Consider the following 22,379-nt stretch of genomic DNA (forward strand, 5'->3'; position numbering starts at 1 on the left):
CCCGGACGGGGTGGACAAATGGTGCGCCGGCCATCAAGCTGAAAATTGATTTCGGGGAACTGGGGATCAAGCAATCTTCCGCCCAGATCACGCGCAGATATGCGCCGGAGCAGCTCGTCGGACGCCAGGTCGCGGCGGTCGTCAACTTCCCGCCGAGACGCATCGCGGGCTGCAGCTCCGAGGTGCTCGTCCTCGGCGGCATTCCGGAAGAAGGGGATGTCGTGCTGCTGCGGCCGGATGAACCGGTTCCGAACGGCACGCCGATCGCGTAGGCGGTCAGAGGCCGATGGATTTCAGGAATTCCGCGATCCATCTCCGGGTCTCGTCGAGCGGGCGGTTTCCGTGCCGGCCATGGCGGAAAAACCCGTGCTCCATTCCTTCGTAAGCGATCCAGGTGATGTCGTTGCCCGCCGCAGCCATCCGCTTGACGAAGTCCCGGTTTTGCTCGAAAAGAGGGACCGCGGTACCGATCATCCAGAGCGTGGGCGGGAGGCATTTTTTCACGTTGTGGTACGGAGAGATGTTCCGCGCCTCAGGCAGCAGGCCGGGGTAGAGGCGCTCTGTGATGTCCACGGCGTCCATCCCGGCGGCGAAAATGACCAGCGCGTCCGGGACGGGGGAGATGGCCGGATCGTCTCCTTCGTCGTTCAGATGGTCGAACATGATGGCGGACACGGCGGTGTATCCGCCGGACGATGAAGCGCACACGACGATTTTTTGCGGGTCGATGCCCCATTCGGATGCGTGCCCGCGCAGCCGCCGGACGGCGGATCTGGCGTCGCAGATCGCCTGGATCGGCGTGAAGCCTTCGTCTTGTCCGGTCCGGCATTCGACGCAGATCGCGACATATCCCTTCGAGGCGAGGTACGCGGCGTGGTACTGGAAATCCGCAGGCGTATTCGGCGTCTTGCCGAAGGTGCCGCCGATGAAGAACAGCACCGCCGTCCGGTCCATTCCGCCGGTGTCAGGCTCGAACACGAAAAACCGGAGCTTCCGCCCGCCGATCACCTTGTAGACGGCTTCCTTCACGGGGAAGACGAAGGGGGAGTCGCGCATGGACATCACCTTGACGGTTTTTTTGGTATTTCTGTCATATTGGAAGATGGAAGCGGTTACTGTCAACGTGCGGGGGCATGAAGATGGCAGACGAAGAGGGTCGGACGGCATGATGGAAGTGGTGCGGGCGACTCCCGACCATGTGGAAGGCATCTGCCGGGTGTGCGCGGACGGCTGGCGGGCGACGTATGCGGACATGTGCAGCCCGGAGTACATTGAACGGATCATCGGGGAGTTCTACAACGAGGAGCGGGTGCTGAAGGAAGTCACGGAAACGGGCCGGGATTGGGGCGGATATTTCGTCGCCGTGGAGGACGGCAAGGTCGCCGGCGCCGGCGGGGGCGGAATGATCGGCGAGCGGTCGGGGGAAGTGTTCGTGCTCTACGTGGCGCCCGACCGGCGGAACGAAGGCATCGGCACCCGGCTGCTGGATGCGGTCACCCGGCAGCAGAAGGCGTTCGGTGCCGCCGAGCAGTGGGTGTCCGTGTTCAAGGGCAACCAGAAGGGCATTCCGTTCTACGAGGCCCGGGGGTTCGTCTTTCAGCACGAGCAGCCGAGCCACGGCAACCGGGACGGGGACGGGTATGTATCGGTGAGGTACAGGAGATGGATATGAGGCGTTCACACGCCGCCTGCCTTGATGTGCAGGCGGCGTTTTTCTTTGCGGCGGCGCTTTGCGAGAGAGGCTGTAGCGTGCATTCCACGCTACAGCAGCGTGCGGAGCCCCGCGCGGGAGGCTGTAGCGTGCATCCCACGCTGCAGCAGCGTGCGGGTCTCACGGGAGCAGCCTGCGGATTGCTTGTCCCGCAAACAAAATAACAACAAAAATTTCACCCAAAAAAATAAAAATTTATTGTAAAACGATAAATGTCACGTTATATTATAACCAACACGCAAAAGAGGTGCTGAACGTGAAACTGGAGACGCTCTTTCTGAAAATCGTCGTGTTCCTGCTCGGGGTCCCCATATTGGCGCTGTGCATTTTTGCGGTGCCGGAGATGGCGGAGACCGCGGCGGAGGGGCTGCCGGATTACCCCGTCGTCCGGTATCTCGTCTTCCTGGTGTTCTATGCGTCCGCGATTCCGTTCTACTATGCGTTGTACCAGGCATACCGGCTGCTGCAGTACATCGACCGGAACACCGCCTTCTCGGAATCGTCCGTGGACGCGCTGAAGAAGATCAAATACTGCGCCGTTGCCATCTGCATCTGCCATGTGCTGGCGCTGCCCCTCTTCTATCTGTTCGCGCAAATGGATGATGCCCCGGGGCTCGTCATCGTCGGCTGCGTCGTGCCTTTCGCGAGCGTGGTGATCGCCGTCTTCGCGGCCGTCCTGCAGAAATTGCTGCGGCACGCCATTGATATCAAGACCGAAAACGACCTGACGATCTGAGGTGAGGCCCGTGGCAATTATCGTCAACCTTGATGTGATGCTGGCCAAACGCAAAATGAGCGTGACCGAGCTGTCCGAACGGGTCGGGATCACGATGGCGAACCTGTCAATCCTGAAAAACGGCAAGGCGAAGGCGATCCGCCTGTCCACCCTTGATGCGATCTGTGAAGCGCTCGACTGCCAACCCGGGGACATCCTGGAATACCGGCGGGACGACGCGGGAGAGGCATGATGCGCGGGGCCGAGAAACGCACGGCTGCCATGCGCCGGGCTGTCAAGCGCCCGACCGACAAGCGTAAGGTTGCCGTCCGCCGGGCGCTTACGCGGCTGCTGGCGCAGCTCACGCATTTCGGCATCCAACAGGCGCTGTCGTGCGTGTTTCCCGTCGTCATCTTCGCCTCGCTGGCGCTGACCCGGTACATCCCGCTGCCGCTCTTGCCGCGGTACGACTGGCTACTCGTCATCTGCCTGCTGATGCAATGGTGGATGCTCCGTTCCGGGCTCGAAACGAAAGATGAAATGAAAGTCATCGCCTTGTTCCACCTGATCGGCCTTGCGCTTGAAATTTTCAAGGTCCATATGGGATCCTGGTCTTATCCGGAACCCGGATACTTCAAGGTATTCGGCGTGCCGCTCTACAGCGGGTTCATGTACGCCAGCGTGGCGAGCTACATGTGCCAGGCGTGGCGAAGGCTCAGGCTGGAGCTGGTGAAATGGCCGCCGTTTCCCCTGGTCGTCCCGCTCGCGGCCGCGATCTACCTGAACTTTTTCACCCATCATTACTGGGTGGATATCCGCTGGTGGCTGACCGGGCTGGTGTTCATCGTGTTCTGGCGGTCGCGGGTGCTGTTCGAGGTGAACGGGTCACGCTATCGGATGCCGGTCGCCCTGTCGTTTGTGCTCATCGGCTTTTTCATCTGGGTCGCCGAGAATATCGCCACCTTCTTCGGAGCGTGGCAGTATCCCGATCAAGCCGGCGCCTGGCGCCTTGTGCATACGGGGAAATTGAGCTCGTGGTTCCTGCTCGTCATCGTCAGCTTCCTGATCGTGGCGACGCTGAAGCTGGTGAAGGGCCGCCGGCCCCGGACGGCGCAGACGTTGAGCGGTGAGGGACCGATGCAAACCATGTGAGGGGAGAATGGAGAGCGCAATGGATATGGCAGAGGCACCGAATTGGAAACATAACGCGTGCGGGCGCAAATTCGTGGCTTCGTTCAGCGGCGGGAAAGACAGCACACTGGCGCTCTATCATGCCATGAACGCCGGCGAGCCGGTCGGCCTCATCGTCGTCATGGAGGAAGAAGGGCGGCGTTCCCGCTCCCACGGCATCCCGGAGGCCGTCATCCGCGCCCAGGCGGAAGCCGTCGGCCTGCCTGTCCATGCGGCGCCCGCCAGCTGGGAGGCCTACGAGAAGGTGTTCATCGGCCTGCTGGAACAAGCGAAACGGCAGGGCGCGGAAGTGCTCGTCACGGGGGATCTGGACATGCCGGCGCACGGCTGCTGGCATGACCGGGTGACGAGGCGCGCCGGACTCGGTCTCGGCATGCCGCTGTGGGAGCGGGATCATGTCGAGACGGTCAGGGAATTCATCGACCTCGGGTTCCAAGCCGTCCTGGTGACCGTCAATTTGTCGATGGGCATGCGGGAAGCGGATCTCGGACGGATGTTCACCCATGAATTGGTGGACGAACTGGCGGCGCGCGGGATCGACCCGTGCGGGGAAAGCGGCGAATTTCACACCCTGGTGATCGACGGCCCGATCTTCAGGCATCCCGTGCCCGTTCGCAAGCGGGAAGTCGTCCGGGACGGGGAATACGCCTTTTTGTCGATCGAGCTTGACGAAGCGGGAGGGCAAGATGTACCGGATTCTGATCGTGGAAGATGACAAGACGTACCGGTGCCCCCCTTTCATTGTCCGGAAGGCGGCACGGCCGCATACTGTGCAATCGCCGCCTTCGCCTCCTGCACGACAAGCGGGATCAGCGATTCGGGGCTGATGATCCGCATCTTTCCGCCGAAGCCCAGCACATACCGCACCGCCTCTTCTTCCGTCTGGAAAAAAAGCACCGCCGTCACCCGCCCGCCTTCCTCTGCCCCGCCGATCTCCCCGATCTCCACAAACCGCTCCGTAAACGTCATCCGTCCGACGATGGACGGGTCGGCGAGCACCCGCACTTCGAGCCGGGGCAGCCCGGCGGCGAACTGCTCCTTGCTCGCCTTCCACCAGGCCGCAAGGTCGAAGTGCGTCGGCCGGACGAACGTCTCGGGCAGGATGTCGGCGCGGACAATCCGGGAGACGCGGTACGAGCGGTATTCATCGTCCGCGTGCATGGCAACCAGGTACCATGCGCTGCCTTTGGCGACAAGGCCGAGCGGGCAGAGTACGCGATCCGTGGTTTCGCCGCCCGCCTTCTGATAGCGGATGCGGAGTTGGCGATCCTCCCACAGCGCCGCCATCGCCTGTCGGAGCGTCTCCGTATGCCCGCTGCCCGAAGGCTTCCACGTCCCGGTATCAATATAGATCTTCTCCAGATATTGCTGCGCGCTGCTTCTCACCGCCAGCGGCATGGAGGCCGCGAGCTTGCGCCGGATTTCGGGCCCGCCCGGCCGGATGCCGAGCTGCTCGAGCAGTTCGCCGGACGGCAGGATGAACAGCGATTTCAGCTCGTCCAGCGTCAGCCCGCTGATCGGGCTGCGGAACCGGTCGATCAGCTTCCAGCCGCCGGTCTTGCCGCGTTCCGAAATGACCGGTATGCCGGCGGCGCTCAGGGCGTCCATGTCGCGCAGAATCGTGCGGTCGGACACTTCCATCGCTTCCGCGAGCTCCCGGGTCGTCATTTTGCCGTTGTTCTGGAGCAGCAGCATGATTTGCAGCAGCCGGTCCGCTCTCATCGTCTCCGGTCCCTCCTTCGCGTTCCGAGTCATCATTTTACCCGTTAATTATGACATGAGATGTCGTATTAATCATCTACCATGATGTCGGGCATTCTGAAATGTTTGAGGAGGTTAAATGGATGAATCCATTCGCAGGGAAACTGGCCGGCAAGGTCGCGCTGGTCGCGGGCGGCACGCGCGGCGCCGGCCGCGGCATCGCCGTCGAGCTCGGAGCGGCAGGGGCGACCGTGTATGTGACGGGGCGGACGACGCGCTGGCGAGCGATCCGGAGGTGCGCCGCTGGAACGGCCGGTCGCTCTCGAGCGGCGAGCTCGCCGAGGTGTACGGCTTTACGGACATCGACGGCTCGCGGCCGAATTTCATGAAGTACTATCGCGAGGTCATCCAGCCGGGCAAGCCCGCGGATGCGGAGCGGTACCGGTGATGGTTGACGCTCCCGGGGATGTTCCCCGGGAGTTCGCGTCGCTTCCGGAACGAACGTATCAATCGGAAACCGATAGCGGCACGGTGACCCTGATCGCTCTTGGCTCCTCCGTATTCTCGTACCGCAGTTTCAGGCTTTCGAAATGGACGTACAACGGTTCCTGGCGGGCGATTCCGGACGGGACGGTGAAGGCGATTTTGACGGAGGTGTCCGGGGGAATTTGCCCGAATGAGCCTTCCAGTTCCCGCACCGGCGTATCCTTCGGCGGATCATCGGCTGCGGCCGTTCCGCTTCCTTCGTTTTTGCCGTCCTTGTTCTCGTGATACGTGCCTTCGGACGCCTCGGGCACGACGAACAGGCGATTGTCCGCCAGGGTGGCGTAACCGTTGTTTGCAATTTCGGCCGTCACGTCGATGGCGCCGTCCGGTCGTTTCTCCGCGCTCAGGATGGTCACCTGAATGTCGATGTTGTCCGCGGGAGCAGGCGAGGGCTTGATCAAATCCACGATCACGACCAGCACGATGGCGATGCACAGCACGATGGCCCGCTCAACAGGTTCGCTTATGCTCTTCATCGGAATCGGCACCCCCGGTCGAATGGTCTTGAGGACATATCGCGACAATTCATATATATCTATTTAACGCCTAAAGAGCATGTCGGGTTCGGATTTGAGCCGAAAAAAAAAAGACGGCCGGACAGGAGGGTTTCCTGTTCGACCGTTATTTTGCTGTCGGACTATCGTTATTTCACGGCATTCTGCCAGTCGGCGGCGAACTTTGCGATGCCCTGATCCGTCAGCGGGTGCTTCGCGATCTGCTCGATGACCTTGAACGGGATCGTGGCAATGTGCGCACCGGCCAACGCAACGCGGGTGACATGGTCCGGATGACGGACGGATGCGGCGATGATTTGCGTATCCAGATTGTGGACGCGGAACAGTTCCGCAACCTTCGTCACGAGCTGGACGCCGTCCTCCGAGATGTCATCAAGCCGGCCGAGGAACGGCGACACGTACGTCGCGCCGGCGCGGGCGGCGAGCAGCGCCTGGTTGACCGTGAAGATGAGCGTGACGTTCGTCTTGATGCCTTTCTTCGAAAGGTAGCGGCAGGCTTCCAGTCCGTCGAGCGTCATCGGCAGCTTGATCGTGATCTTCGGGTCGTTGTTGTTGATCTTGGCCAGCTCGAGCGCCTGCGCGATCATCTGCTCCGCCGTCACGGCGTCGGGCGTCACTTCGGCCGAGACCGATTCGACTTCGGGAACGGCCTGCAAAATCTGTTCGATGCGGTCCTCGAACTTGACGCCTTCCTTCGCGACGAGCGACGGGTTCGTCGTGACGCCGGACAGGATGCCCATTTTGTACACCTTCTGGATTTCCGCCAGATTGGCCGTGTCGATGAAGAATTTCATGCTGCTCAACCTCCTTGATTTTTAATGGAGTGAACAAACGGTTGAACATTTGCCGGCCGCACGCCGGCGTTAACGGCACGTGGTGCCGTTATTGCAGCATCTCGCGGACGAGGCGGACGACATTGTCGACGGAGAAGCCGAAATGCTTCAGCACCGCGCCGCCCGGGCCCGAAGCGCCGAAGGTCTCGATCGACAGCACCTTGCCGCCCGGCCCCGCGTAGCGGTCCCAGCCGAGCGAAATGCCGGCTTCGATCACGAGCCGCTTCGCCACGCCGTCCGGCAGGACGGACTTTTTGTAGTCTTCCGGCTGGCGGTCGAACAGTTCGCGGCTCGGCATCGCCACGACGCGCACCTTGACGCCTTCTTTCTCGAGCTCCGCCTTGGCGCCGAGCGCCAGCGACACTTCCGAGCCGGTTGCGATCAGGATGGCATCCGGCTGACCGTTCGCATCGGCGAGCACATAGCCGCCCCGCGCGACTTCAGCTTTGTTGCGCGCCGTCGCTTCGAGCACCGGCAGGTTTTGCCGGCTCAGCACGAGCGCCACCGGGCCGTCCTGCTGCTCGAGCGCGTACGCCCAGGCGCTGGCCGTCTCGTTCGCGTCGGACGGGCGGATGACCGTCACGCCGGGGATGGAGCGCAGCGCGGCGAGCTGCTCGATCGGCTCGTGCGTCGGCCCGTCTTCGCCGACGGCGATCGAGTCGTGGGTGAACACGTACACGACCGGCAGCTTCTGCAGCGCGGCCAGGCGGATCGACGGGCGCAGGTAGTCGCTGAACACGAAGAACGTGCTGACGAACGGGCGGATGCCGCCGTGCAGCGCCATGCCGTTCCCGGCCGCGCCCATCGCGTGCTCGCGGACGCCGAAGTAGACGTTGCGGCCGGCGTACGATTCGACGGCGAACTTGCTCTCGCCCTTGATGTCCGTCATCGTCGAGTGCGACAGGTCGGCGCTGCCGCCGAAGATGGACGGCACGATCTTCACGTAGTGGTTGATCGCTTCGCCGCTCGCGACGCGGGTCGAGATCGCCTTCGCGGGATCGAACGTCAGGATGTCGGCGGCGTCGATCTTCACCGTGCCGTCGATCGCCTGCTCCAGCTCCCGGCCGAGTTCCGGATGCTGCGCCTTGTAAGCTTCGAAGAGCTTGTTCCACTCTGCTTCCTTCGCGGCGCCCTTCGCCTTCAGCTCCGCAAAATGCTTCCGCACTTCCTCCGGCACCGTGAACGGTTCTTCCCACGTCCAGCCGTATGCCGCCTTGGCGTTCTTCGCGTCCTCTTCGCCGATCGGGGCGCCGTGCACCTTGTTCGTGCCGGCGTTCTTGCTGCCGTAGCCGATGATCGTGCGCACCTCGATGATCGTCGGCTGATCAAGATTCGCCTTCGCTTCCGCGATGGCAGCCGATACCGCGGCCGGATCGTTGCCGTCCTCCACACGCAGGTATTGCCAATTCGCGGATTCGGCCCGCAGCCGGACGTTCTCGCTGAAGCTGAGCTTGAGCTCGCCGTCCAGCGAGATGTCGTTCGAGTCGTACAGCACGATCAGCTTGCCGAGCTTCATGTGGCCGGCCATCGACATCGCCTCGTAGGAGATGCCCTCCTGCAGGCAGCCGTCGCCGACGAGCGCGTACGTGTAGTGGTCGACGACCGGGAAGCCTTCCCGGTTGAACTTCGCGGCCAGATGCGCTTCGGCCATCGCCATGCCGACCGCCATCGCGATCCCCTGGCCGAGCGGACCCGTCGTCGCTTCGACGCCGTCGGTGTGCCCGAACTCGGGATGGCCGGGCGTCTTGCTGCCGAGCTGGCGGAATTGCTTCAGGTCGTCGAGCGTCACGTTGTAGCCGAACAGATGCAGCAGGCTGTACAGCAGCATCGAGCCGTGGCCGGCCGACAGGACGAAGCGGTCGCGGTTGAACCATTTGCTGTTCGCCGGATTGTGGTTCATATGCTCGCTCCAGAGCGCGTACGCCATCGGCGCGGCGCCCATCGGCAGGCCGGGATGGCCGGAGTTGGCGGCGTTGATCGCATCGATGGACAGCGTGCGGATGGTGTTGATGGCAAGTTGGTCAATGGTTTGTTTGGCAGACATAGCGTTCCCCCTCGTTCGTATTGGATTTCAAATCGGATTTGTCGTCGAACCACCAGTGGAAACCGTCCCGCGCGAGCAGCGCTTCGGACTCGGCAGGTCCGTAGCCGCCGGCCTCATAAGAATGAAGCGGCACCAGATCCTCCCCGAAGGCATCCAGAATCGGCTGGACCCATTGCCAGGACAGTTCGACCTCGTCCCAATGCGCGAAGAAGGTCGGGTCGCCGGCAAGCGCGTCGCCGATCAGATTTTCGTAGGCTTCGGGCGAGTTCTCCCCGACGGCATGCAGGTCGATATGAATCGGCTTGAAGCTGCCGTCCAGCCCGGACTCTTTCGTGTTCAGCTGCAGCGTCATGCTTTCTTTCGGCCCGATCTCGATGACGAGCAGGTTCGGTTCGGCGCCGTTCGACGACCGCCGGTGTTTCACCGGCTCCTTGAACTCGACGACGATGCGTGTCGATTTCTCCTTCAGCCGCTTGCCCGTGCGGATGTAGAACGGCACGCCGCGCCAGTTGTTGTTGTCGATATGCAGGCGGGCGGCGATGAACGTCTCGGTGCGCGAGTCCGGCGCGATGCCCGGTTCCGACGTGTAGCCGACAACCGGCTTCCCGCCGATGCTGCCGGCCGCATACTGGCCGCGCACGACGTGGATGCCCACGTCTTCCTTCTGCAGCAGTTCGAGAGACTCCATCACCCGTTTCTTCTTGAAGCGCACGGTCTCGGAGCTGCTGTCGTGGGGCAGATGGATCGCCGCCATCATGAGCAGCTGCAGCAGATGGTTCTGGAACATGTCGCGCAGGGCGCCGGCGCGATCGTAATAGCCGGCCCGTTCCTCGACGCCGACCGTTTCGTTCGCCGTAATCTGCACATTGGCGATGTAACGGTTGGTCCACAGCGCCTGGATGACCGGGTTCTCCTGCTGCAGCGTCTCCAGCCGCTGCACGATCGGCTTGCCGAGGTAATGGTCGATGCGGTAAATCTCGTCCTCCGCGAACGATTCGCTGAGCTTCCGGTTCAGCTCCCGGGCGGAGCGGAGGTCATGGCCGAACGGCTTCTCGATGACGAGCCGCTTCCAGCCGCGGCCGGAACCGAGTCCGCTCAAGCGGATGTTGTCGGCGATCGTTCCGAAAAACTCGGGCCCGACCGACAGGTAGAACAAGCGGTTCTCCGGAATGCCGAGTTCTTCCTCCCTCGCCTTCACGAGGTCGAGCAGTCTGAGGTAGTCCGCTTCGCGGCCGATGTCGAGCATGCAGTACCGGAACGCTTCCAGGAAGCGGCCGAGCGTCGCGGCGTCTTCCGGCTTGTTGCGGGAGAACTGCCGCAGCGACTGCTCCACGTTGGCCCGGAGCGTGTCGTCGCTCCATTCCCTTCTCCCGAGGCCGATGACGGAGAAAGCCGCCGGCAGCTTGCCGCGGATGAACAAATTGTAAAGCGCCGGATAGATTTTGCGTTTCGCCAAATCGCCGGTTGCTCCGAACAAAACAAAAGTGGTCGGCTCCAACTTCCTTCTCCTTTCCGCCATTGCATGCGAAAATGCTGGCTTCTCGCTTTAATAAACACTATAATACATTTCAAAGTCATGCGAATAATTGATAGATTTAAGGAGATATATAGATCGTGTCTATGGGCATAAATTACGAGCTGTACAAGGTGTTCTATTGGGCGGCGAAGACCGGCAGCCTGACGCAGGCCGCCCGAAAACTGTACCTTACACAGCCGAGCGTCAGCCACGCGATCAAGCAATTGGAGGAACGGTTCGGCGTTACCCTTTTTTCCCGCACGGCCAGGGGAGTGGAGCTGACGCAGGAAGGCGCCGTCCTGTACGCCTATATCGAGCAGTCGCAGATGCTCATCTCGCTCGCCGAAGAGAAGATGGCGGCGCTGCGCAGCCTCGAGAGCGGCGAGCTGCGCATCGGCGGCAGCGATTCGCTGTTCAAGCACTACCTGCTGCCGTATCTGGAGCAGTTCCACGAGCGCTACCCCGGCATCCGGCTGCACCTCCACCACGGCACGACGCCGGAAATCATCGGCTTCCTGAAGGAAGGGCGGATCGATCTGGGCGTCGCGCGCATGCCGATCGTCGATCCGCAGCTGCAGGCGATGGAGACGTACCGGCTGCAGGACTGCTTCGTGGCGGGCTCGCGCTACGAGCACCTGAAGGGCGAGGTGCTGCCCCTGGAGCGGCTGCTGGAGTACCCGATCATCCTGTTCTCCCGCAACAGCCGGGCGCGCATGACGATCACGGAGCTGTTCCAGAGCAAGGGATTTGCACTCCGGCCCGAGATCGAGGTCGGCAGCGTCGATCTGCTCATCGAGTTCGCGAAGCGGGGGCTGGGCATTTCCTACGTGGCGAAGGAGTTCGTGACGCAGGAGCTGGAGGAGGGCGTGCTGTTCGAGGTGCGCATCGACTTGCCGCTGCCTCCGGCCAAAGTCGGCATTCTGACGATGAGCAGCGTGCCGCTGTCCGGCGCGGCCTCCGCCTTCATCGAGCTCATCGGCAAAGGTTCCGATATCAAGGAGGATGCCCGTTGACAGACAGGAATGGCTGCCCGGACCCGATTCAAATCATTGACTACAAGAAATGACTTCATGACCGTTCCCGGGCGGCAGTTCCGGGCACCGTGCCCGGGGCTGCCGCTGCTTGATGCATCTTGTATAAACCGGATTTTTGCCGTATGCTGGCAGCAAGAATCTCAGCCAGAGGGCGGTTAAACGGGATGCACGAGAAACAGTTGATGGAGAAACAGTTGGTCGGCGCAAGGGCGGCGGAGCTGGTGGAGGACGGCATGGTCGTAGGTCTCGGCACGGGGTCGACGGCTTATTACATGATCCAGCGCCTGGCGGAAAGGGTCAGAGCAGGCCTGGACATTGCATGTGTCTCCACCTCCAGGCAAACCCATGAATTGGCCGCATCGTCGGGAATCCGGATATTGGATGTCAATCAGGTCGAAGCCATCGATCTTACGATCGACGGCGCGGATGAGATCGACGAGCACTTTAACGCCATCAAAGGCGGCGGAGGCGCGCTGCTGCGGGAGAAAATCGTCGCCTCCCTTTCGAGAAAGGTCGTTATCATCGCGGATTCCACCAAACGGGTGAAGCAATTGGGAAAATTCCCGCTGCCGGTGGAAATTGTAGCCTTCGCCCACAAACACACGTTGAAAAAATTCGAACAAGCCGGGTATCCGGCGAAAATCAGGGAGAAAGACGGGGCGCTCTTCGTGACAGACGGCGGGAACCACATTGTCGATCTTCATCTGGGCAGGATTGACGACCCCGAAGGGCTGGCTGAAACGATTGACCGGATGACGGGAGTTGTCGACCACGGATTGTTCATCGATCTTGTCCATGAGGTGCTTGCATGTCCTGATCCTGTATGCGCGCATCCGGATCCGCCGCGCGGCCGCGAAGAAGCCGGATTAAGTCCGCAAAATCTTCTCCATCGCTTTGCCCTTCGCCAATTCGTCGATCAGCTTGTCCAGACAGCGGATTTCCCGCATGAGCGGATCTTCAATCGTCTCCACGCGGACGCCGCAGACCACGCCTTTGATCAGCGCTCTTGCGGGATTGAGCAGGGGCGCTTCCGCGAAAAACGTCTCAAAATCCGTCCGCTTCTCCAGATGGGCTTCCAGCTCTTCCTGACTGTACCCGGTCAGCCAACGGATGATCTCGTCGACTTCCGCTTTCGTGCGGCCTTTTTTCTCCGCCTTCGCGACATAGTGGGGGTAGACGCTCGCGACGCTCATGGTGTAGATGCGATGTTTGGCCATGGTCCCCGTCCTTTCGTGCTTGTCGATTTCACCCGCTGCCATGATCGTACCATATCCGTGCGGGACAATACAGGCGTGCGCGGCCGGCCCTGCATTTCGGAGATGAGATCGCCGCCAATCCGGAATACCGGGAAGAAGAGCTGACGGCGGAACAATTATTCGCCGACTACCGGACGCGGCCGGAAGACCTCGGGCTCGAAGGCAGGACGGTGCGCATCGTGACCGTCGCCGGCCTGACCGGCCCCGGCATGCTGATCGTGAAGGATGCGGACACGCTCCTGCTCCTGTGGGACGGGCACTATTACGAGATGAAGCGTGAAAACGGGTAAATATGACTACAACAAATCCCGCGCGAATTCCGTCTAAGAAGCGAAACCCTTTTTGCAAGGAGATGAACAGCATGAGCAAATCATCACTCGCGGCGGCGCTGCTTCTGGGCGTTGTACTGACCGGATGCGCGGCAGTACAAGCCAAGGAGACTCCCGCCGCGCAAGGGGTGCAACAGCAGCAGACGGAAGTATCCGACCCGGCCGCATCCGAAGCAGCCGCGGAAGAGGCGGTCAGAGGCGTGGTCGAGGCATTCGGCAAGAAATTGCAGATGGTTTCGCTTCTGGCTCCGGAAGATGTCCTGCGGGAGAGCATGCGGGAGCATTACGCCGATTACGTATCGCCCGCGCTGCTTGAAGCCTGGCTGAATGATCCCGCATCCGCCCCCGGCCGGCTGACTTCCAGCCCGTGGCCGGACCGGATCGAGATCAAGTCGGTGGAACAAACGGCGGATGATGCGTACCGGGTGGAAGGCGGCATCATCGAAACCACGAGCGCCGACGGCGAGGCGGCGGCCAAGCGCCCCGTTACGCTCGAAGTGCGGAATATTGAAGGCCGCTGGCTCATTGACGCCGCCGAATTGGGGGACTATGAAGACGGGGATCAGGCGGAATCCGCCGCCCTGGAGAACAAGCAGTACGGATTCCGCTTCGCCCTGCCCGACAGCTGGGCCGGCTATACGATCGTGGAGGACCGGTGGGAAGGCGTGTCCCCGGAAGGATGCGAGCGTGAAGGCGTCGGGCCCGCTCCTGTCCATCCGTCATCCCGAATGGACGGCTGAAGATCCGAGGCAGGATATCCCGATCATGATCTTCACGCACGATCAATGGAACGCCCTCGAGCAGGGCGGGTTCCATATCGGCGCCGCGCCGATGAACCCGAGCGAGCTCGGACGCAACAACAAATACGTGTTCGCGCTTCCGGCCCGCTACAACTTCGCGTTCCCGACCGGGTACGAGGAAGTGGAGGAAATCCTGAGCGGCAATCCGCTTCAGCCGTTTGATGTGGAGTAACCGTTCATTCGCAGCCTTGCTCCGACCGGGAGCAAGGCTGCATTTGCGTTCTCCCCGTGTTCCTGCCGAAAATGCATTAGAGTAAAATCACTTGCAGTCAGGAAGGAATGTTTCGGCACTTTCATCAAAATCGTCGTGTTCTACTTTCTGCTGGTTCAGTGCACGGCCCGTGTAATCGGATTGTCCGACTGGCGGCCGATCGTCCTGCCGGTCGGCCTGCTCATTCTGATTTCCGGCATCTGGGCGGCGCCCAATCTGCAACAGCTGGTCCACGCGCTCGGCACGTCCATCGGTTCGAGCTTCTGCTCATCCAGCTCGGCATTCCGCTCCTGCTGCTCGCGGTTGCTCTCATCCGGGGAAAAAAGGGAGCGCCGGCGACGGCAAAATGAACAGCTTAATCTCCCGGTACCGCGCATGGTTCCTGGTGCCCTGCCTCGCCCTGACGAGCCTGTCCCTTGCCGGTTGCTGGGACAGGACGGAAGTGAACGACCTGGCTCTGGTGACCGCGGCGGGGATTGACCGTGCCGGGGAGAACGCCGTCGAGCTCACGGTCCAGGTGTTCGTCCCCCGGGCAGGGGGAGGCAGCCAACTGGGACAGCCCGGCAGCGCGGCGGGCGATGAGCGGTCGGTGGTGCGATCGGCGAAGGGGAAGACGATCGCGGAGGCGATGGCCAAGCTGCAGGAGCGGTTTCCCCGAAGAATCTTCTGGGGGCACGCCGAGGTGTTCATCATCGGCGAGAAGGTCGCCCGAACCGGCATCCGCGAATATGTCGACTTCTTCCTCTGTTTCTCGCAGCCGCGCGAACATGCGGACATCTTCGTCAGCAAGGGCGAGGCGAAGAAAGTGCTCGAGCTGATTCCGCCCCTGGAGCGCCATCAGGCGGAAGTGCTCCGGGAGCTGTCCGAATCCAAGGTCAGCCTTCATGTGACGCTCAAAGATCTCGCGGAGATGCTGGTCGGAGACGCGGGCGACGCCGCTCTGCCGTATTTGACCACTCTGCCGCCGCCCGGGGGGAAGGGTCAGCAGCATACGATCGCGTACATTGCCGGGACGGCCGTATTCCGGGATGACCGGATGATCGGCACGCTCAACCAGCAGAAGACGCGGGGGCTGATGTGGCTGCGGGATGAAATCAAATTTTCGGTGGTGACCCTTTCGCCGGAGGATGCGAACGGATTCATCTCGTTCTATCTGCTGCGAAGCCGCACGAAATGGCTTCCCCGGATCGAGGGCGACCGCTGGAGCATGACCGTGGAGATCACGACGGAAGACGATGTCGTGGAGAACACGACAAGCCTCGATTTGCTGGACCCGGAAGTGACGCGGGCGCTTGAGGCGGAGCTGGAGCGGGAGATTGTCCGCCGCATTGAGCTGACCCTGAAACAGGTGCAGCAGGAGATGAAGGTGGATATCGTGGGATTCGCAGAAATTTTTCACCGCCGATATCCGCGTGAATGGCGGAAGGTGCAGGACCGGTGGGACGAGAAATTTCCGGAGGTCGAAGTCCGTGTGGAAGTCGATGCGAAAATTTTGAGACCGGGCGTGAGCGGTTCGATGATCACCCGGCCGAAGGATGAGAGGCGGAACCGATGAAGATGCTGACCATGGCGGCCGTGGTCATCACAGCCGCGGTCATCTTCCTGCGGGAATGGCCGCGAGTCGGCAAGGAGAAGGCGAAGGAGAGGGCGACGTTCCTCATGCTCCTGGGTCTGGGCGTGCTGCTCGCCTTCTTCCTGTGGCGCTTTCCGCGCATGCCCGGCCCGACCGATCTCGTCGAGGCGATGTTCCACTCGATGGCCGCCGCTCTCGGCCTCTGAGTCATCTGGTTTGACCCGGAGGAAGCGTGGCGGCCGGATATGGTGCAGATATGCACCAGATTTGCACCAGAATTGCCCCGGAGAAGACATGGCGGCTGCACGCGATGCACTTTTGCACCAGATTGGGGCGAGGCCCGCGTGATTACCGGGAATCGGTTCTGTGAGTCCGGTTATTGACATGCAGCCGGCGTGATGTTAATATTTGATGCGTCATCTATATTTGATAATGATTCTCAATATCGACCAAACGGCAACGTCTACTTAACGTCACTATATCGATGAGCCGTCATTCGACTTCAGCGACGCCATCTCGCTGAACGGCCGGCTGGCCTTCTCCGAGCGCATCCTGCCGGACGGCGCGAAAGAATAAACATAGCGGCACGCCATGGCCCAGGAGAGGCATGGCATGTTTCCATAAGGAGAGGAACCGGAAGCATGGAAGAACGCGATCTGTTCGACGTCACGATCATCGGCGGCGGTCCGGCCGGGCTGTATGCCGCCTTCTACAGCGGGCTGCGCGAGATGAAGACCAAGATTATCGAATTCCAGCCTTTCCTGGGCGGGAAGATCAACGTCTATCCCGAGAAGGTGATCTGGGACGTCGGCGGTCTGCCGCCGACGACGGGCGAGAAACTGATCGAGCATCTTGTCCAGCAGGGAACGGCCTTCAACCCGGAGGTCGTGCTGAACGAGAAGGTCACCGGAATCGACAAGAATGAAGCGGGCATTTTCGTCCTGAAAACGGCGTCGGGCAGCCTGCATTACTCCCGAACCGTCATCCTCGCGATCGGCAGCGGCATCCTGAAGCCGATGAAGCTGAACCTGGAAGGCGCGGACCGGTTCGAGGCGTCGAACCTGCACTACACCGTGAAGTCGATCGGCCGGTTCAGGGACAAGACGGTGCTGATCGCCGGCGGCGGCAACTCCGCGATCGACTGGGCGAACGAGCTGAGCGAGATCGCGCGGAAGGTGTATCTGACGTACCGCAAGGACACGCTGAAGGGCCATGAAGCATCGGTGACGAAGCTGTCGGAGAACGGCGTCGTCTGCCTCCCGAACACCGAGATCGTGCGCCTGATTCCGGCATCGGACGAGGATCGCATCGAGCGGGCCGTGCTCCGGGATCTCGAGGACGATTCGACCGCGGAGCTGCAGATCGACGATCTGGTCGTCTGCCACGGCTACGAGCGGGACCGGGACATCATCGACAACAGCAACGTCCGCATCGAAATGAAGGACGAATATTGCGTGGCGGGCACGCCGTCGGGCGAGACGAGCGTTCCGGGGCTGTTCGCGGCGGGGGATATTCTGTCGCATGAGGGCAAGCTGCACCTGATCGCCGGCTGCTTCCAGGACGCCGCGAACGCCGTCAACAAGGCGAAGCAGTACATTGCGCCCGATGCGCCGGGGTACGGCATGGTGTCCTCGCATAACGAACTGTTCAAGGAGCGCAACCGGGAATTCAAGAAACGGCTGTTCGCGGAACTGGCCGCCGTTCGGGAGTGAAGCCAGCGAAGCCTCCAGACAATACGGGAATGGCCTGCCGGCATGGTTGCAGAGATCGTGCCGGCAGTTTTTTTTGTTCGGGCAGGACGGTCAATGTCCGGCTGCGCCGCGTTCGCGGATGGCGGCTGCCGCGATGATGGCCACGAGCACGTTGGCCGCTTCGTACAGGAGGCCGATCGGCCAGAAGGTTCCCGTGCCGAGCAAGGCCGCGGCCAGGGCCGACAGGGCGCTTGCGCCGGTGTACATGGCAGAGCTGTTGAGGGACAGCACCGTGCCTCTGGACAACGGATTGAGTTTTCCGAGACCAGCGCGGTGAACGCGGACTGGCCGGCGGCATACAGGGCCGCCCACACGATATGCAGCAGGACGGACACCCACAGGATGCCGGTGAACAGGCTCAGCGCGAAGACCGAGACGCCGGCCCGATGCCGGCAGACCCGGAAGCCGAGCGAGCGGAGCAGCACGCTGAACGCGCCGTTCAGGTGAAAGCAATACCTGCTGCGGTTCTCCAGCATCAGGCGGACGGACGCGTCAAGATCGATCGGAGCAGGCCGTCCGGCGACGATGTCGACCGTCTGCCAGGAAACGGCCGACACATGCGCCCGGTGGAGCTCGGCGAGATACCCGAGGCTCGGCGGCTGAATCTCCCCGATCCCGATTTTGCGCAGGTACGCCTTGATCTCGGGACGGGTCAGCATCATGATTCCGTCACCGCGCCGGCGGGCTAGGCAAAACTGCCGGCCCGCAGCTTTCCCGCGAGCCCGACAAATTGTTCGACGGCCTGGTCGATGTGCTCCGCGATCGCCGGATCTTGCGAAATGCCGTCCCGATCGAAGACGTGCTGTCCGTCCCCGACGGAGATCCAGTCCGGGCTCAGAATGCCGTGAAGATTCCGGACGATGGCTTGCAGATGGTTCAGCGAGCTGACGCCGAGCCGCTCGCCCGCCAAGCTGACGGCGAGCACCGGTTTGCCCGCCACATGGACGTTGTCCAGGTAATCCAGCGCGTTCTTGAGCGAGCCGGAGATGGAGCCGTGGTATTCGGGCGTCCCGAGGACGAGGCCGTCGGCCTGATCGACCGACGCGATCAGGCGGGCGGTTTCCGGGGGAACGGCGTCCGCATCGGGGGAGAAGAGCGGCAGCCGCACAGTCCCGAGATCGGTGAAGGACAAGCGGATGCCTTTTGCGCTCAGCTTCCGCTTGATATGGCGCAGGATGCCGGTGCTGGCAGCGTTGCGCCGGTTGCTTCCGGCGATAATGGCAATGTGCATGGAAAATACCTCGCTTTAGGGTCAATGTGAGCGGCGCCTCATAACAGGTGACAAAATGGTCACTTTTAATATACGTGACTATATGGTAACATTTCAATAGTCAAACTTGCGCTTGCCGCATGGAGGCCGGTCACGATGGATGACATTTTCAAAGCGCTGGCGGACCCGAGCAGACGCACCTTGCTCGATCTGCTGTATGAGAAGGATGGCCGGACGTTGAACGAACTTTGCGCGCATTTGCAGATGTCCCGGTTCGGTGTGATGAAGCATCTTCGCATTCTGGAAGAAGCGGGCCTGCTTACGACGCGGCGGGCCGGCCGGGAGAAGTACCACTATTTGAACCCGGCGGCCATTCGCCAGATCCACGACCAATGGGTGAGCAAGTACGCGGAACCGTGGGCGGCGGGACTGAGCCGCCTGAAACAAGAATTGGAGCGTGAACCGGATATGGAGCGGAAGCCCAGACATGTACAGCGCATTGCGATCCGGACGAGCCCCGAGCAGGTATGGAGCGCGCTGACCGCCCCGGAGAAGACATCGCAATATTGGTACAACGGGGCGCTTCGGGGGGAAGTCCGGGCGGGCGCTCCTTATGAGATCCTGAATCCGCAGGGGAAGCAGCAGGCCAGAGGGGAGTTTCTGGCCGTGGAACCGCCCCGCCGGCTGGTGATGACCTGGCAGCTCCTTGAGCTGGCCAAGACCGCGGAAGAGAAGCCGTCCCGCCTCACCTGGGAGATCGAGGCGCGCGCGGATTTTCCCGGTGTGACGCTCGTGACGGTGGTGCACGACGAGTTCGAGGAAGCGCCGAACACCGCCCGCGTGCTGGAGGAAGGCCTGTCGATCGTGCTGTCCGGCATGAAGACGCTGATCGAGACGGGCCGGCCGCTTACTTCCTGACGGGGAGGAGATTTCATGCATCACGACAGTCTGTTCGGCGGCCAGCGGCTGCTGCCCGCCGTCCGGCATCCGAAGGAGCTGGAACGTCTGCTGAAGACGCCGCTCGCCTGGCTCGTGCTGCTGGGCGGGCGGCTCGGCCAATTGCAGCCGATGGTGAAGCTGGCGGCGGATCACGGCAAGCGCGTGCTGCTTCACGCCGATCTGATCGACGGGCTCAAGAACGACGAGTACGCCGCCGAATTTTTGTGCCAGCAGATCCGGCCGGCCGGGCTCATCTCCACCCGGGTCGCGGTCATCCGCAAGGCGAAGAAGAACGGGGTGCTGGCGATCCAGCGGCTGTTCCTGATCGACTCGGGCGCGCTGGACACGAGCGTCGAGCTGGCGAAGCAGGCGCAGCCCGACCTGATCGAGGTGCTGCCGGGCCTGCTGCCGCAGTGGATCCGGGAAGTGAAGGACCGCACCGGCGTTCCCGTCATTGCCGGCGGACTCATCCGCACGCGGGAAGAAGCGGCCGCCGCGCTGGAAGCGGGGGCGGCGGCGGTGACGACGTCGCGGCCGGATCTGTGGGACGGGCATCGGGCTTGACGCCGCGGAAGGACGCTGAGGGAAAGTTTTTTCTCAGCCGGGCTGTCGCGCGGCATGATTTTGACGTATAATAGAACCATACAAGTTAATATCGGTTGGAGAGTTTGAGAAACCGCGTTTTGGACTTTCGTCGTTTCGTTGTGGGGAACGTCGGGAGCCGGGCGTGGTTTTTATTTTTTTCGCGATAGGGAGGCTGTACCGACATGCGTACATCGGCTGAACAAGAATATATCGGCGCCTGGTCGGCTTTGGAACGGGAGCGGATGCTGCAATCGCTCGCAGGGGAGACGGTCGACCTGCTCGTCATCGGCGGGGGCATTACCGGCGCCGGCATCGCCCTCGACGCGGTCACCCGCGGCCTGCGCACGGCGCTGGTGGAGATGCAGGATTTCGCGGCCGGCACGTCCAGCCGTTCGACCAAGCTGATCCACGGCGGGCTGCGGTATTTGAAGCAGCTCGAGTTCAAGGTGGTGGCCGAGACCGGCCGGGAGCGGGCGGTCGTGTACGAGAACGGGCCGCACGTGACGACGCCGGAGTGGATGCTGCTGCCGTTCTACAGCGGCGGGCAATTGGGGCCGTTCACGAGCAGGCTGGGGCTGACGCTGTACGATTATTTGGCCCGGGTGAAAAAAGACGAGTGGCACAAAATGCTGAACGCGCGGGAGACGCTGGAGCGCGAACCGCTGCTGCGGAGCGAAGGGCTGAGGGGCGGCGGCTACTACGTGGAGTACCGGACGGACGACGCCCGGCTGACGCTGGAGGTATTGAAGCGGGCGGTCGAGCTCGGCGCGACGGCCGTCAATTACGCCGCTGTCACCGGGCTGCGGTATGACGGTACGCGGCTGTCGGGGGCCGTCGTGCAGGACCGGATCGGCGGAGGAGAATACGAATTGCGCGCCCGCCACATCATCAATGCGACCGGTCCGTGGGTGGACGACATCCGGGAGATGGATCGCTCGAAAGAGGGCAAAACGCTCCGTCTGACGAAGGGTGTGCATCTCGTGTTTGACCAGGAGCGGTTCCCCTTGAGGCAGGCCGTTTATTTCGATACGCCGGACGGGCGGATGGTGTTCGCCATCCCGCGCGACGGCAAAACGTACATCGGCACGACCGATACGGATTACGCCGGCGATCCGGGGCATCCGCGCATGGAAGAGGATGATCTTTCGTACCTGCTGGACGCGGCCAATTATATGTTCCCTTCGCTGGGATTGACGCCCCGGGACGTGGAGTCGAGCTGGGCGGGCCTGAGGCCGCTCATCCGGCAGGAAGGCAAGAATCCGTCGGATATTTCCCGCAAGGACGAGATTTTCTTGTCTCCGTCCGGCCTGATCTCCATCGCCGGCGGCAAGCTGACCGGCTATCGGAAGATGGCCGAGCGGGTCGTCGATCTCGTGTCCAGGCGGAGCCAGGCGGACGACCTGCCGGCACTTCCGGCGAGCCGTACCCGGACGCTCGCGATCTCGGGGGGCGATGTCGGGGGCAGCGCCGGGTACGAGGCGTACGTCCGGCAGCAGACCGAAGCCGGAATCGTCGCCGGGCTCGGCCCGGACGAGGCGGAGCGGATCGCGCGGCGCTACGGCTCCAACGCGCCCCGGCTGTTTGAGCTGGCGGTCGGATCGCGCGATTTCGCCGACCGGCACGGGCTGCCGCTCGCGCTCGCCGCGGAGCTGCGATACGCCGTCTTGGCGGAGATGGCCGCTACGCCGGCGGATTTCTGGATTCGCCGGACGGGCCGGCTGTTCTTCGACCGCCCCGGCGTGCTGCGGTGGAAAGACGCGGTGTCGGCCGCGATGGCGGAGCTTCTCCGGTGGAGCGGCGGGCAGCGCGAGTCGTACGACCGGGAGCTGGACCGGCTCCTGGCGGAGGCGGTGGAGCCGTAAGCCATCGAAGCATTTTCCTGAAAATAGCCGTCATACCCACCCGCGGGAGCCGCTCGG

At 62.2% G+C, this 22,379-nt stretch carries 25 protein-coding genes and 3 pseudogenes; 17 read left to right on the plus strand and 11 right to left on the minus strand.

Annotated elements, in window-relative coordinates:
- Nucleotides 1–26: 26 nt before the first annotated feature.
- Nucleotides 27–272, plus strand: a pseudogene (locus tag C6W55_RS08610) (tRNA-binding protein); the annotation flags it as partial.
- Nucleotides 273–276: 4 nt separating this feature from the next.
- Here C6W55_RS08610 and C6W55_RS08615 read toward each other — a convergent pair.
- Nucleotides 277–1,056 (minus strand): alpha/beta hydrolase, encoded by a 780-nt coding sequence (locus C6W55_RS08615; RefSeq protein ID WP_286892352.1) that lies wholly within the window; start codon nucleotides 1,054–1,056, stop codon nucleotides 277–279.
- On the opposite strand from C6W55_RS08615, the gene C6W55_RS08620 reads away from it, so the two are divergent.
- From C6W55_RS08620 to C6W55_RS08640, 5 genes are all read left to right on the plus strand, one after another.
- The gene (locus tag C6W55_RS08620; RefSeq protein ID WP_353682024.1) at nucleotides 1,055–1,672 is read left to right on the plus strand and encodes a GNAT family N-acetyltransferase; all 618 of its coding nucleotides are present in this window, start codon (nucleotides 1,055–1,057) and stop codon (nucleotides 1,670–1,672) included. The two genes, C6W55_RS08615 and C6W55_RS08620, sit on opposite strands and share 2 nt — an antisense overlap.
- 295 nt (nucleotides 1,673–1,967) lie before the next feature.
- Entirely contained in the window at nucleotides 1,968–2,447 is a 480-nt protein-coding gene (locus tag C6W55_RS08625) for a DUF2975 domain-containing protein (protein WP_015253367.1), read from the plus strand.
- A gap of 10 nt (nucleotides 2,448–2,457) precedes the next feature.
- Nucleotides 2,458–2,679 (plus strand): helix-turn-helix domain-containing protein, encoded by a 222-nt coding sequence (locus tag C6W55_RS08630; protein ID WP_213483579.1) that lies wholly within the window; start codon nucleotides 2,458–2,460, stop codon nucleotides 2,677–2,679.
- Nucleotides 2,679–3,578 (plus strand): DUF817 domain-containing protein, encoded by a 900-nt coding sequence (locus C6W55_RS08635; protein ID WP_286892353.1) that lies wholly within the window; start codon nucleotides 2,679–2,681, stop codon nucleotides 3,576–3,578. Before C6W55_RS08630 ends, C6W55_RS08635 begins: the two co-directional genes overlap by 1 nt.
- A 25-nt stretch (nucleotides 3,579–3,603) precedes the next feature.
- Nucleotides 3,604–4,332 (plus strand): Dph6-related ATP pyrophosphatase, encoded by a 729-nt coding sequence (locus tag C6W55_RS08640; protein ID WP_286892354.1) that lies wholly within the window; start codon nucleotides 3,604–3,606, stop codon nucleotides 4,330–4,332.
- A 23-nt stretch (nucleotides 4,333–4,355) separates the two neighbouring features.
- Here the strand turns inward: C6W55_RS08640 and C6W55_RS08645 are convergent, their stop codons facing one another.
- The gene (locus tag C6W55_RS08645) at nucleotides 4,356–5,339 is read right to left on the minus strand and encodes a helix-turn-helix transcriptional regulator (RefSeq protein WP_286892355.1); all 984 of its coding nucleotides are present in this window, start codon (nucleotides 5,337–5,339) and stop codon (nucleotides 4,356–4,358) included.
- Nucleotides 5,340–5,457: 118 nt separating this feature from the next.
- On the opposite strand from C6W55_RS08645, the gene C6W55_RS18095 reads away from it, so the two are divergent.
- Nucleotides 5,458–5,766 carry a hypothetical protein gene (locus C6W55_RS18095; protein WP_353682025.1) on the plus strand — a complete coding sequence of 103 codons (309 nt, stop codon included), beginning with the start codon at nucleotides 5,458–5,460 and terminating at the stop codon, nucleotides 5,764–5,766.
- Nucleotides 5,767–5,824: 58 nt separating this feature from the next.
- Here C6W55_RS18095 and C6W55_RS08655 read toward each other — a convergent pair whose 3' ends face one another.
- The 4 genes from C6W55_RS08655 to zwf all read right to left on the minus strand — a co-directional run bounded on the left by C6W55_RS08655 (nucleotide 5,825) and on the right by zwf (nucleotide 10,754).
- The gene (locus C6W55_RS08655; protein ID WP_286892356.1) at nucleotides 5,825–6,340 is read right to left on the minus strand and encodes a hypothetical protein; all 516 of its coding nucleotides are present in this window, start codon (nucleotides 6,338–6,340) and stop codon (nucleotides 5,825–5,827) included.
- A gap of 167 nt (nucleotides 6,341–6,507) precedes the next feature.
- Nucleotides 6,508–7,173: a fructose-6-phosphate aldolase gene (gene fsa, locus C6W55_RS08660; RefSeq protein WP_015253373.1), complete on the minus strand. Its 666-nt coding sequence runs from the start codon at nucleotides 7,171–7,173 to the stop codon at nucleotides 6,508–6,510.
- A gap of 88 nt (nucleotides 7,174–7,261) precedes the next feature.
- Complete coding sequence (gene tkt / locus C6W55_RS08665) at nucleotides 7,262–9,256, minus strand: transketolase (RefSeq protein WP_286892357.1); 1,995 nt, start codon at nucleotides 9,254–9,256, stop codon at nucleotides 7,262–7,264.
- Nucleotides 9,234–10,754: a glucose-6-phosphate dehydrogenase gene (gene zwf / locus C6W55_RS08670; RefSeq protein WP_286892358.1), complete on the minus strand. Its 1,521-nt coding sequence runs from the start codon at nucleotides 10,752–10,754 to the stop codon at nucleotides 9,234–9,236. Before zwf ends, tkt begins: the two co-directional genes overlap by 23 nt.
- A gap of 122 nt (nucleotides 10,755–10,876) precedes the next feature.
- Between zwf and C6W55_RS08675 the strand changes: the two genes are divergently transcribed.
- Nucleotides 10,877–11,785, plus strand: coding sequence for a LysR family transcriptional regulator (locus C6W55_RS08675; protein ID WP_041853749.1), 909 nt, complete (start codon nucleotides 10,877–10,879; stop codon nucleotides 11,783–11,785).
- Nucleotides 11,786–12,039: 254 nt separating this feature from the next.
- A pseudogene (rpiA, locus tag C6W55_RS08680) lies at nucleotides 12,040–12,555 on the plus strand (ribose-5-phosphate isomerase RpiA); the annotation flags it as partial.
- Nucleotides 12,556–12,672: 117 nt separating this feature from the next.
- Here the strand turns inward: rpiA and C6W55_RS08685 are convergent.
- On the minus strand, nucleotides 12,673–13,023 hold the full coding sequence (locus tag C6W55_RS08685) for a DUF2200 domain-containing protein (RefSeq protein ID WP_015253378.1): 351 nt from the start codon (nucleotides 13,021–13,023) through the stop codon (nucleotides 12,673–12,675).
- A 400-nt stretch (nucleotides 13,024–13,423) separates the two neighbouring features.
- On the opposite strand from C6W55_RS08685, the gene C6W55_RS08690 reads away from it, so the two are divergent.
- Both C6W55_RS08690 and C6W55_RS08695 read left to right on the plus strand, forming a co-directional pair.
- Nucleotides 13,424–14,131, plus strand: coding sequence for a hypothetical protein (locus tag C6W55_RS08690; RefSeq protein WP_052835796.1), 708 nt, complete (start codon nucleotides 13,424–13,426; stop codon nucleotides 14,129–14,131).
- Nucleotides 14,079–14,363, plus strand: a complete 285-nt coding sequence (locus tag C6W55_RS08695) for a hypothetical protein (protein ID WP_286892359.1) — start codon at nucleotides 14,079–14,081, stop codon at nucleotides 14,361–14,363. The genes C6W55_RS08690 and C6W55_RS08695 overlap by 53 nt, the downstream gene beginning before the upstream one ends.
- Before the next feature lie 87 nt (nucleotides 14,364–14,450).
- On the opposite strand, the gene C6W55_RS08700 is transcribed toward C6W55_RS08695, so the two are convergent.
- A complete protein-coding gene (locus tag C6W55_RS08700; protein WP_041853750.1) occupies nucleotides 14,451–14,636 on the minus strand; it encodes a hypothetical protein in 186 nt (61 codons plus the stop codon).
- Between the two features lie 112 nt (nucleotides 14,637–14,748).
- Here C6W55_RS08700 and C6W55_RS08705 point away from each other — a divergent pair, with 112 nt between their 5' ends.
- From C6W55_RS08705 to C6W55_RS08715, 3 genes are all read left to right on the plus strand, one after another.
- On the plus strand, nucleotides 14,749–15,957 hold the full coding sequence (locus C6W55_RS08705; protein WP_015253380.1) for a Ger(x)C family spore germination protein: 1,209 nt from the start codon (nucleotides 14,749–14,751) through the stop codon (nucleotides 15,955–15,957).
- Nucleotides 15,954–16,181 carry a hypothetical protein gene (locus C6W55_RS08710; protein ID WP_015253381.1) on the plus strand — a complete coding sequence of 76 codons (228 nt, stop codon included), beginning with the start codon at nucleotides 15,954–15,956 and terminating at the stop codon, nucleotides 16,179–16,181. The genes C6W55_RS08705 and C6W55_RS08710 overlap by 4 nt, the downstream gene beginning before the upstream one ends.
- Before the next feature lie 435 nt (nucleotides 16,182–16,616).
- Nucleotides 16,617–17,687 carry an NAD(P)/FAD-dependent oxidoreductase gene (locus C6W55_RS08715; protein ID WP_015253382.1) on the plus strand — a complete coding sequence of 357 codons (1,071 nt, stop codon included), beginning with the start codon at nucleotides 16,617–16,619 and terminating at the stop codon, nucleotides 17,685–17,687.
- A 90-nt stretch (nucleotides 17,688–17,777) separates the two neighbouring features.
- On the opposite strand, the gene C6W55_RS08720 is transcribed toward C6W55_RS08715, so the two are convergent.
- The 3 genes and pseudogenes from C6W55_RS08720 to C6W55_RS08730 form a co-directional block, all read right to left on the minus strand.
- A complete protein-coding gene (locus C6W55_RS08720; RefSeq protein ID WP_041853751.1) occupies nucleotides 17,778–17,972 on the minus strand; it encodes a hypothetical protein in 195 nt (64 codons plus the stop codon).
- Nucleotides 17,973–18,100: 128 nt separating this feature from the next.
- Nucleotides 18,101–18,391: pseudogene (locus C6W55_RS08725) on the minus strand (arylamine N-acetyltransferase); the annotation flags it as partial.
- Between the two features lie 20 nt (nucleotides 18,392–18,411).
- Nucleotides 18,412–18,957, minus strand: a complete 546-nt coding sequence (locus C6W55_RS08730) for an NADPH-dependent FMN reductase (protein ID WP_015253384.1) — start codon at nucleotides 18,955–18,957, stop codon at nucleotides 18,412–18,414.
- A gap of 135 nt (nucleotides 18,958–19,092) precedes the next feature.
- Here C6W55_RS08730 and C6W55_RS08735 point away from each other — a divergent pair, with 135 nt between their 5' ends.
- The 3 genes from C6W55_RS08735 (at nucleotide 19,093) to C6W55_RS08745 (ending at nucleotide 22,322) form a co-directional block, all read left to right on the plus strand.
- Nucleotides 19,093–19,854, plus strand: a complete 762-nt coding sequence (locus C6W55_RS08735) for an ArsR/SmtB family transcription factor (protein WP_286892360.1) — start codon at nucleotides 19,093–19,095, stop codon at nucleotides 19,852–19,854.
- Nucleotides 19,855–19,869: 15 nt separating this feature from the next.
- Nucleotides 19,870–20,439, plus strand: a complete 570-nt coding sequence (locus C6W55_RS08740) for a glycerol-3-phosphate responsive antiterminator (RefSeq protein ID WP_286892361.1) — start codon at nucleotides 19,870–19,872, stop codon at nucleotides 20,437–20,439.
- 203 nt (nucleotides 20,440–20,642) lie between these two features.
- Nucleotides 20,643–22,322, plus strand: coding sequence for a glycerol-3-phosphate dehydrogenase/oxidase (locus C6W55_RS08745; RefSeq protein WP_286892362.1), 1,680 nt, complete (start codon nucleotides 20,643–20,645; stop codon nucleotides 22,320–22,322).
- Nucleotides 22,323–22,379 lie beyond the last annotated feature (57 nt).

Source organism: Thermobacillus sp., assembly GCF_003390775.1.
In the GTDB taxonomy this organism is placed as follows: Bacteria; Bacillota; Bacilli; order Paenibacillales; family Paenibacillaceae; genus Thermobacillus; species Thermobacillus xylanilyticus.

Bases quoted from the DNA above. Each gene is read 5' to 3' on its own strand.
- C6W55_RS08620 (WP_353682024.1), top strand. From the start codon at position 1,055: ATGGACATCACCTTGACGGTTTTTTTGGTATTTCTGTCATATTGGAAG.
- C6W55_RS08615 (WP_286892352.1), bottom strand. From the start codon at position 1,056: ATGCGCGACTCCCCCTTCGTCTTCCCCGTGAAGGAAGCCGTCTACAAG.
- C6W55_RS08635 (WP_286892353.1), top strand. From the start codon at position 2,679: ATGCGCGGGGCCGAGAAACGCACGGCTGCCATGCGCCGGGCTGTCAAG.
- C6W55_RS08640 (WP_286892354.1), top strand. From the start codon at position 3,604: ATGGCAGAGGCACCGAATTGGAAACATAACGCGTGCGGGCGCAAATTC.
- C6W55_RS08645 (WP_286892355.1), bottom strand. From the start codon at position 5,339: ATGAGAGCGGACCGGCTGCTGCAAATCATGCTGCTGCTCCAGAACAAC.
- C6W55_RS18095 (WP_353682025.1), top strand. From the start codon at position 5,458: ATGGATGAATCCATTCGCAGGGAAACTGGCCGGCAAGGTCGCGCTGGT.
- C6W55_RS08655 (WP_286892356.1), bottom strand. From the start codon at position 6,340: ATGAAGAGCATAAGCGAACCTGTTGAGCGGGCCATCGTGCTGTGCATC.
- fsa (WP_015253373.1), bottom strand. From the start codon at position 7,173: ATGAAATTCTTCATCGACACGGCCAATCTGGCGGAAATCCAGAAGGTG.
- tkt (WP_286892357.1), bottom strand. From the start codon at position 9,256: ATGTCTGCCAAACAAACCATTGACCAACTTGCCATCAACACCATCCGC.
- C6W55_RS08675 (WP_041853749.1), top strand. From the start codon at position 10,877: ATGGGCATAAATTACGAGCTGTACAAGGTGTTCTATTGGGCGGCGAAG.
- C6W55_RS08685 (WP_015253378.1), bottom strand. From the start codon at position 13,023: ATGGCCAAACATCGCATCTACACCATGAGCGTCGCGAGCGTCTACCCC.
- C6W55_RS08690 (WP_052835796.1), top strand. From the start codon at position 13,424: ATGAGCAAATCATCACTCGCGGCGGCGCTGCTTCTGGGCGTTGTACTG.
- C6W55_RS08705 (WP_015253380.1), top strand. From the start codon at position 14,749: ATGAACAGCTTAATCTCCCGGTACCGCGCATGGTTCCTGGTGCCCTGC.
- C6W55_RS08710 (WP_015253381.1), top strand. From the start codon at position 15,954: ATGAAGATGCTGACCATGGCGGCCGTGGTCATCACAGCCGCGGTCATC.
- C6W55_RS08715 (WP_015253382.1), top strand. From the start codon at position 16,617: ATGGAAGAACGCGATCTGTTCGACGTCACGATCATCGGCGGCGGTCCG.
- C6W55_RS08730 (WP_015253384.1), bottom strand. From the start codon at position 18,957: ATGCACATTGCCATTATCGCCGGAAGCAACCGGCGCAACGCTGCCAGC.
- C6W55_RS08735 (WP_286892360.1), top strand. From the start codon at position 19,093: ATGGATGACATTTTCAAAGCGCTGGCGGACCCGAGCAGACGCACCTTG.
- C6W55_RS08740 (WP_286892361.1), top strand. From the start codon at position 19,870: ATGCATCACGACAGTCTGTTCGGCGGCCAGCGGCTGCTGCCCGCCGTC.
- C6W55_RS08745 (WP_286892362.1), top strand. From the start codon at position 20,643: ATGCGTACATCGGCTGAACAAGAATATATCGGCGCCTGGTCGGCTTTG.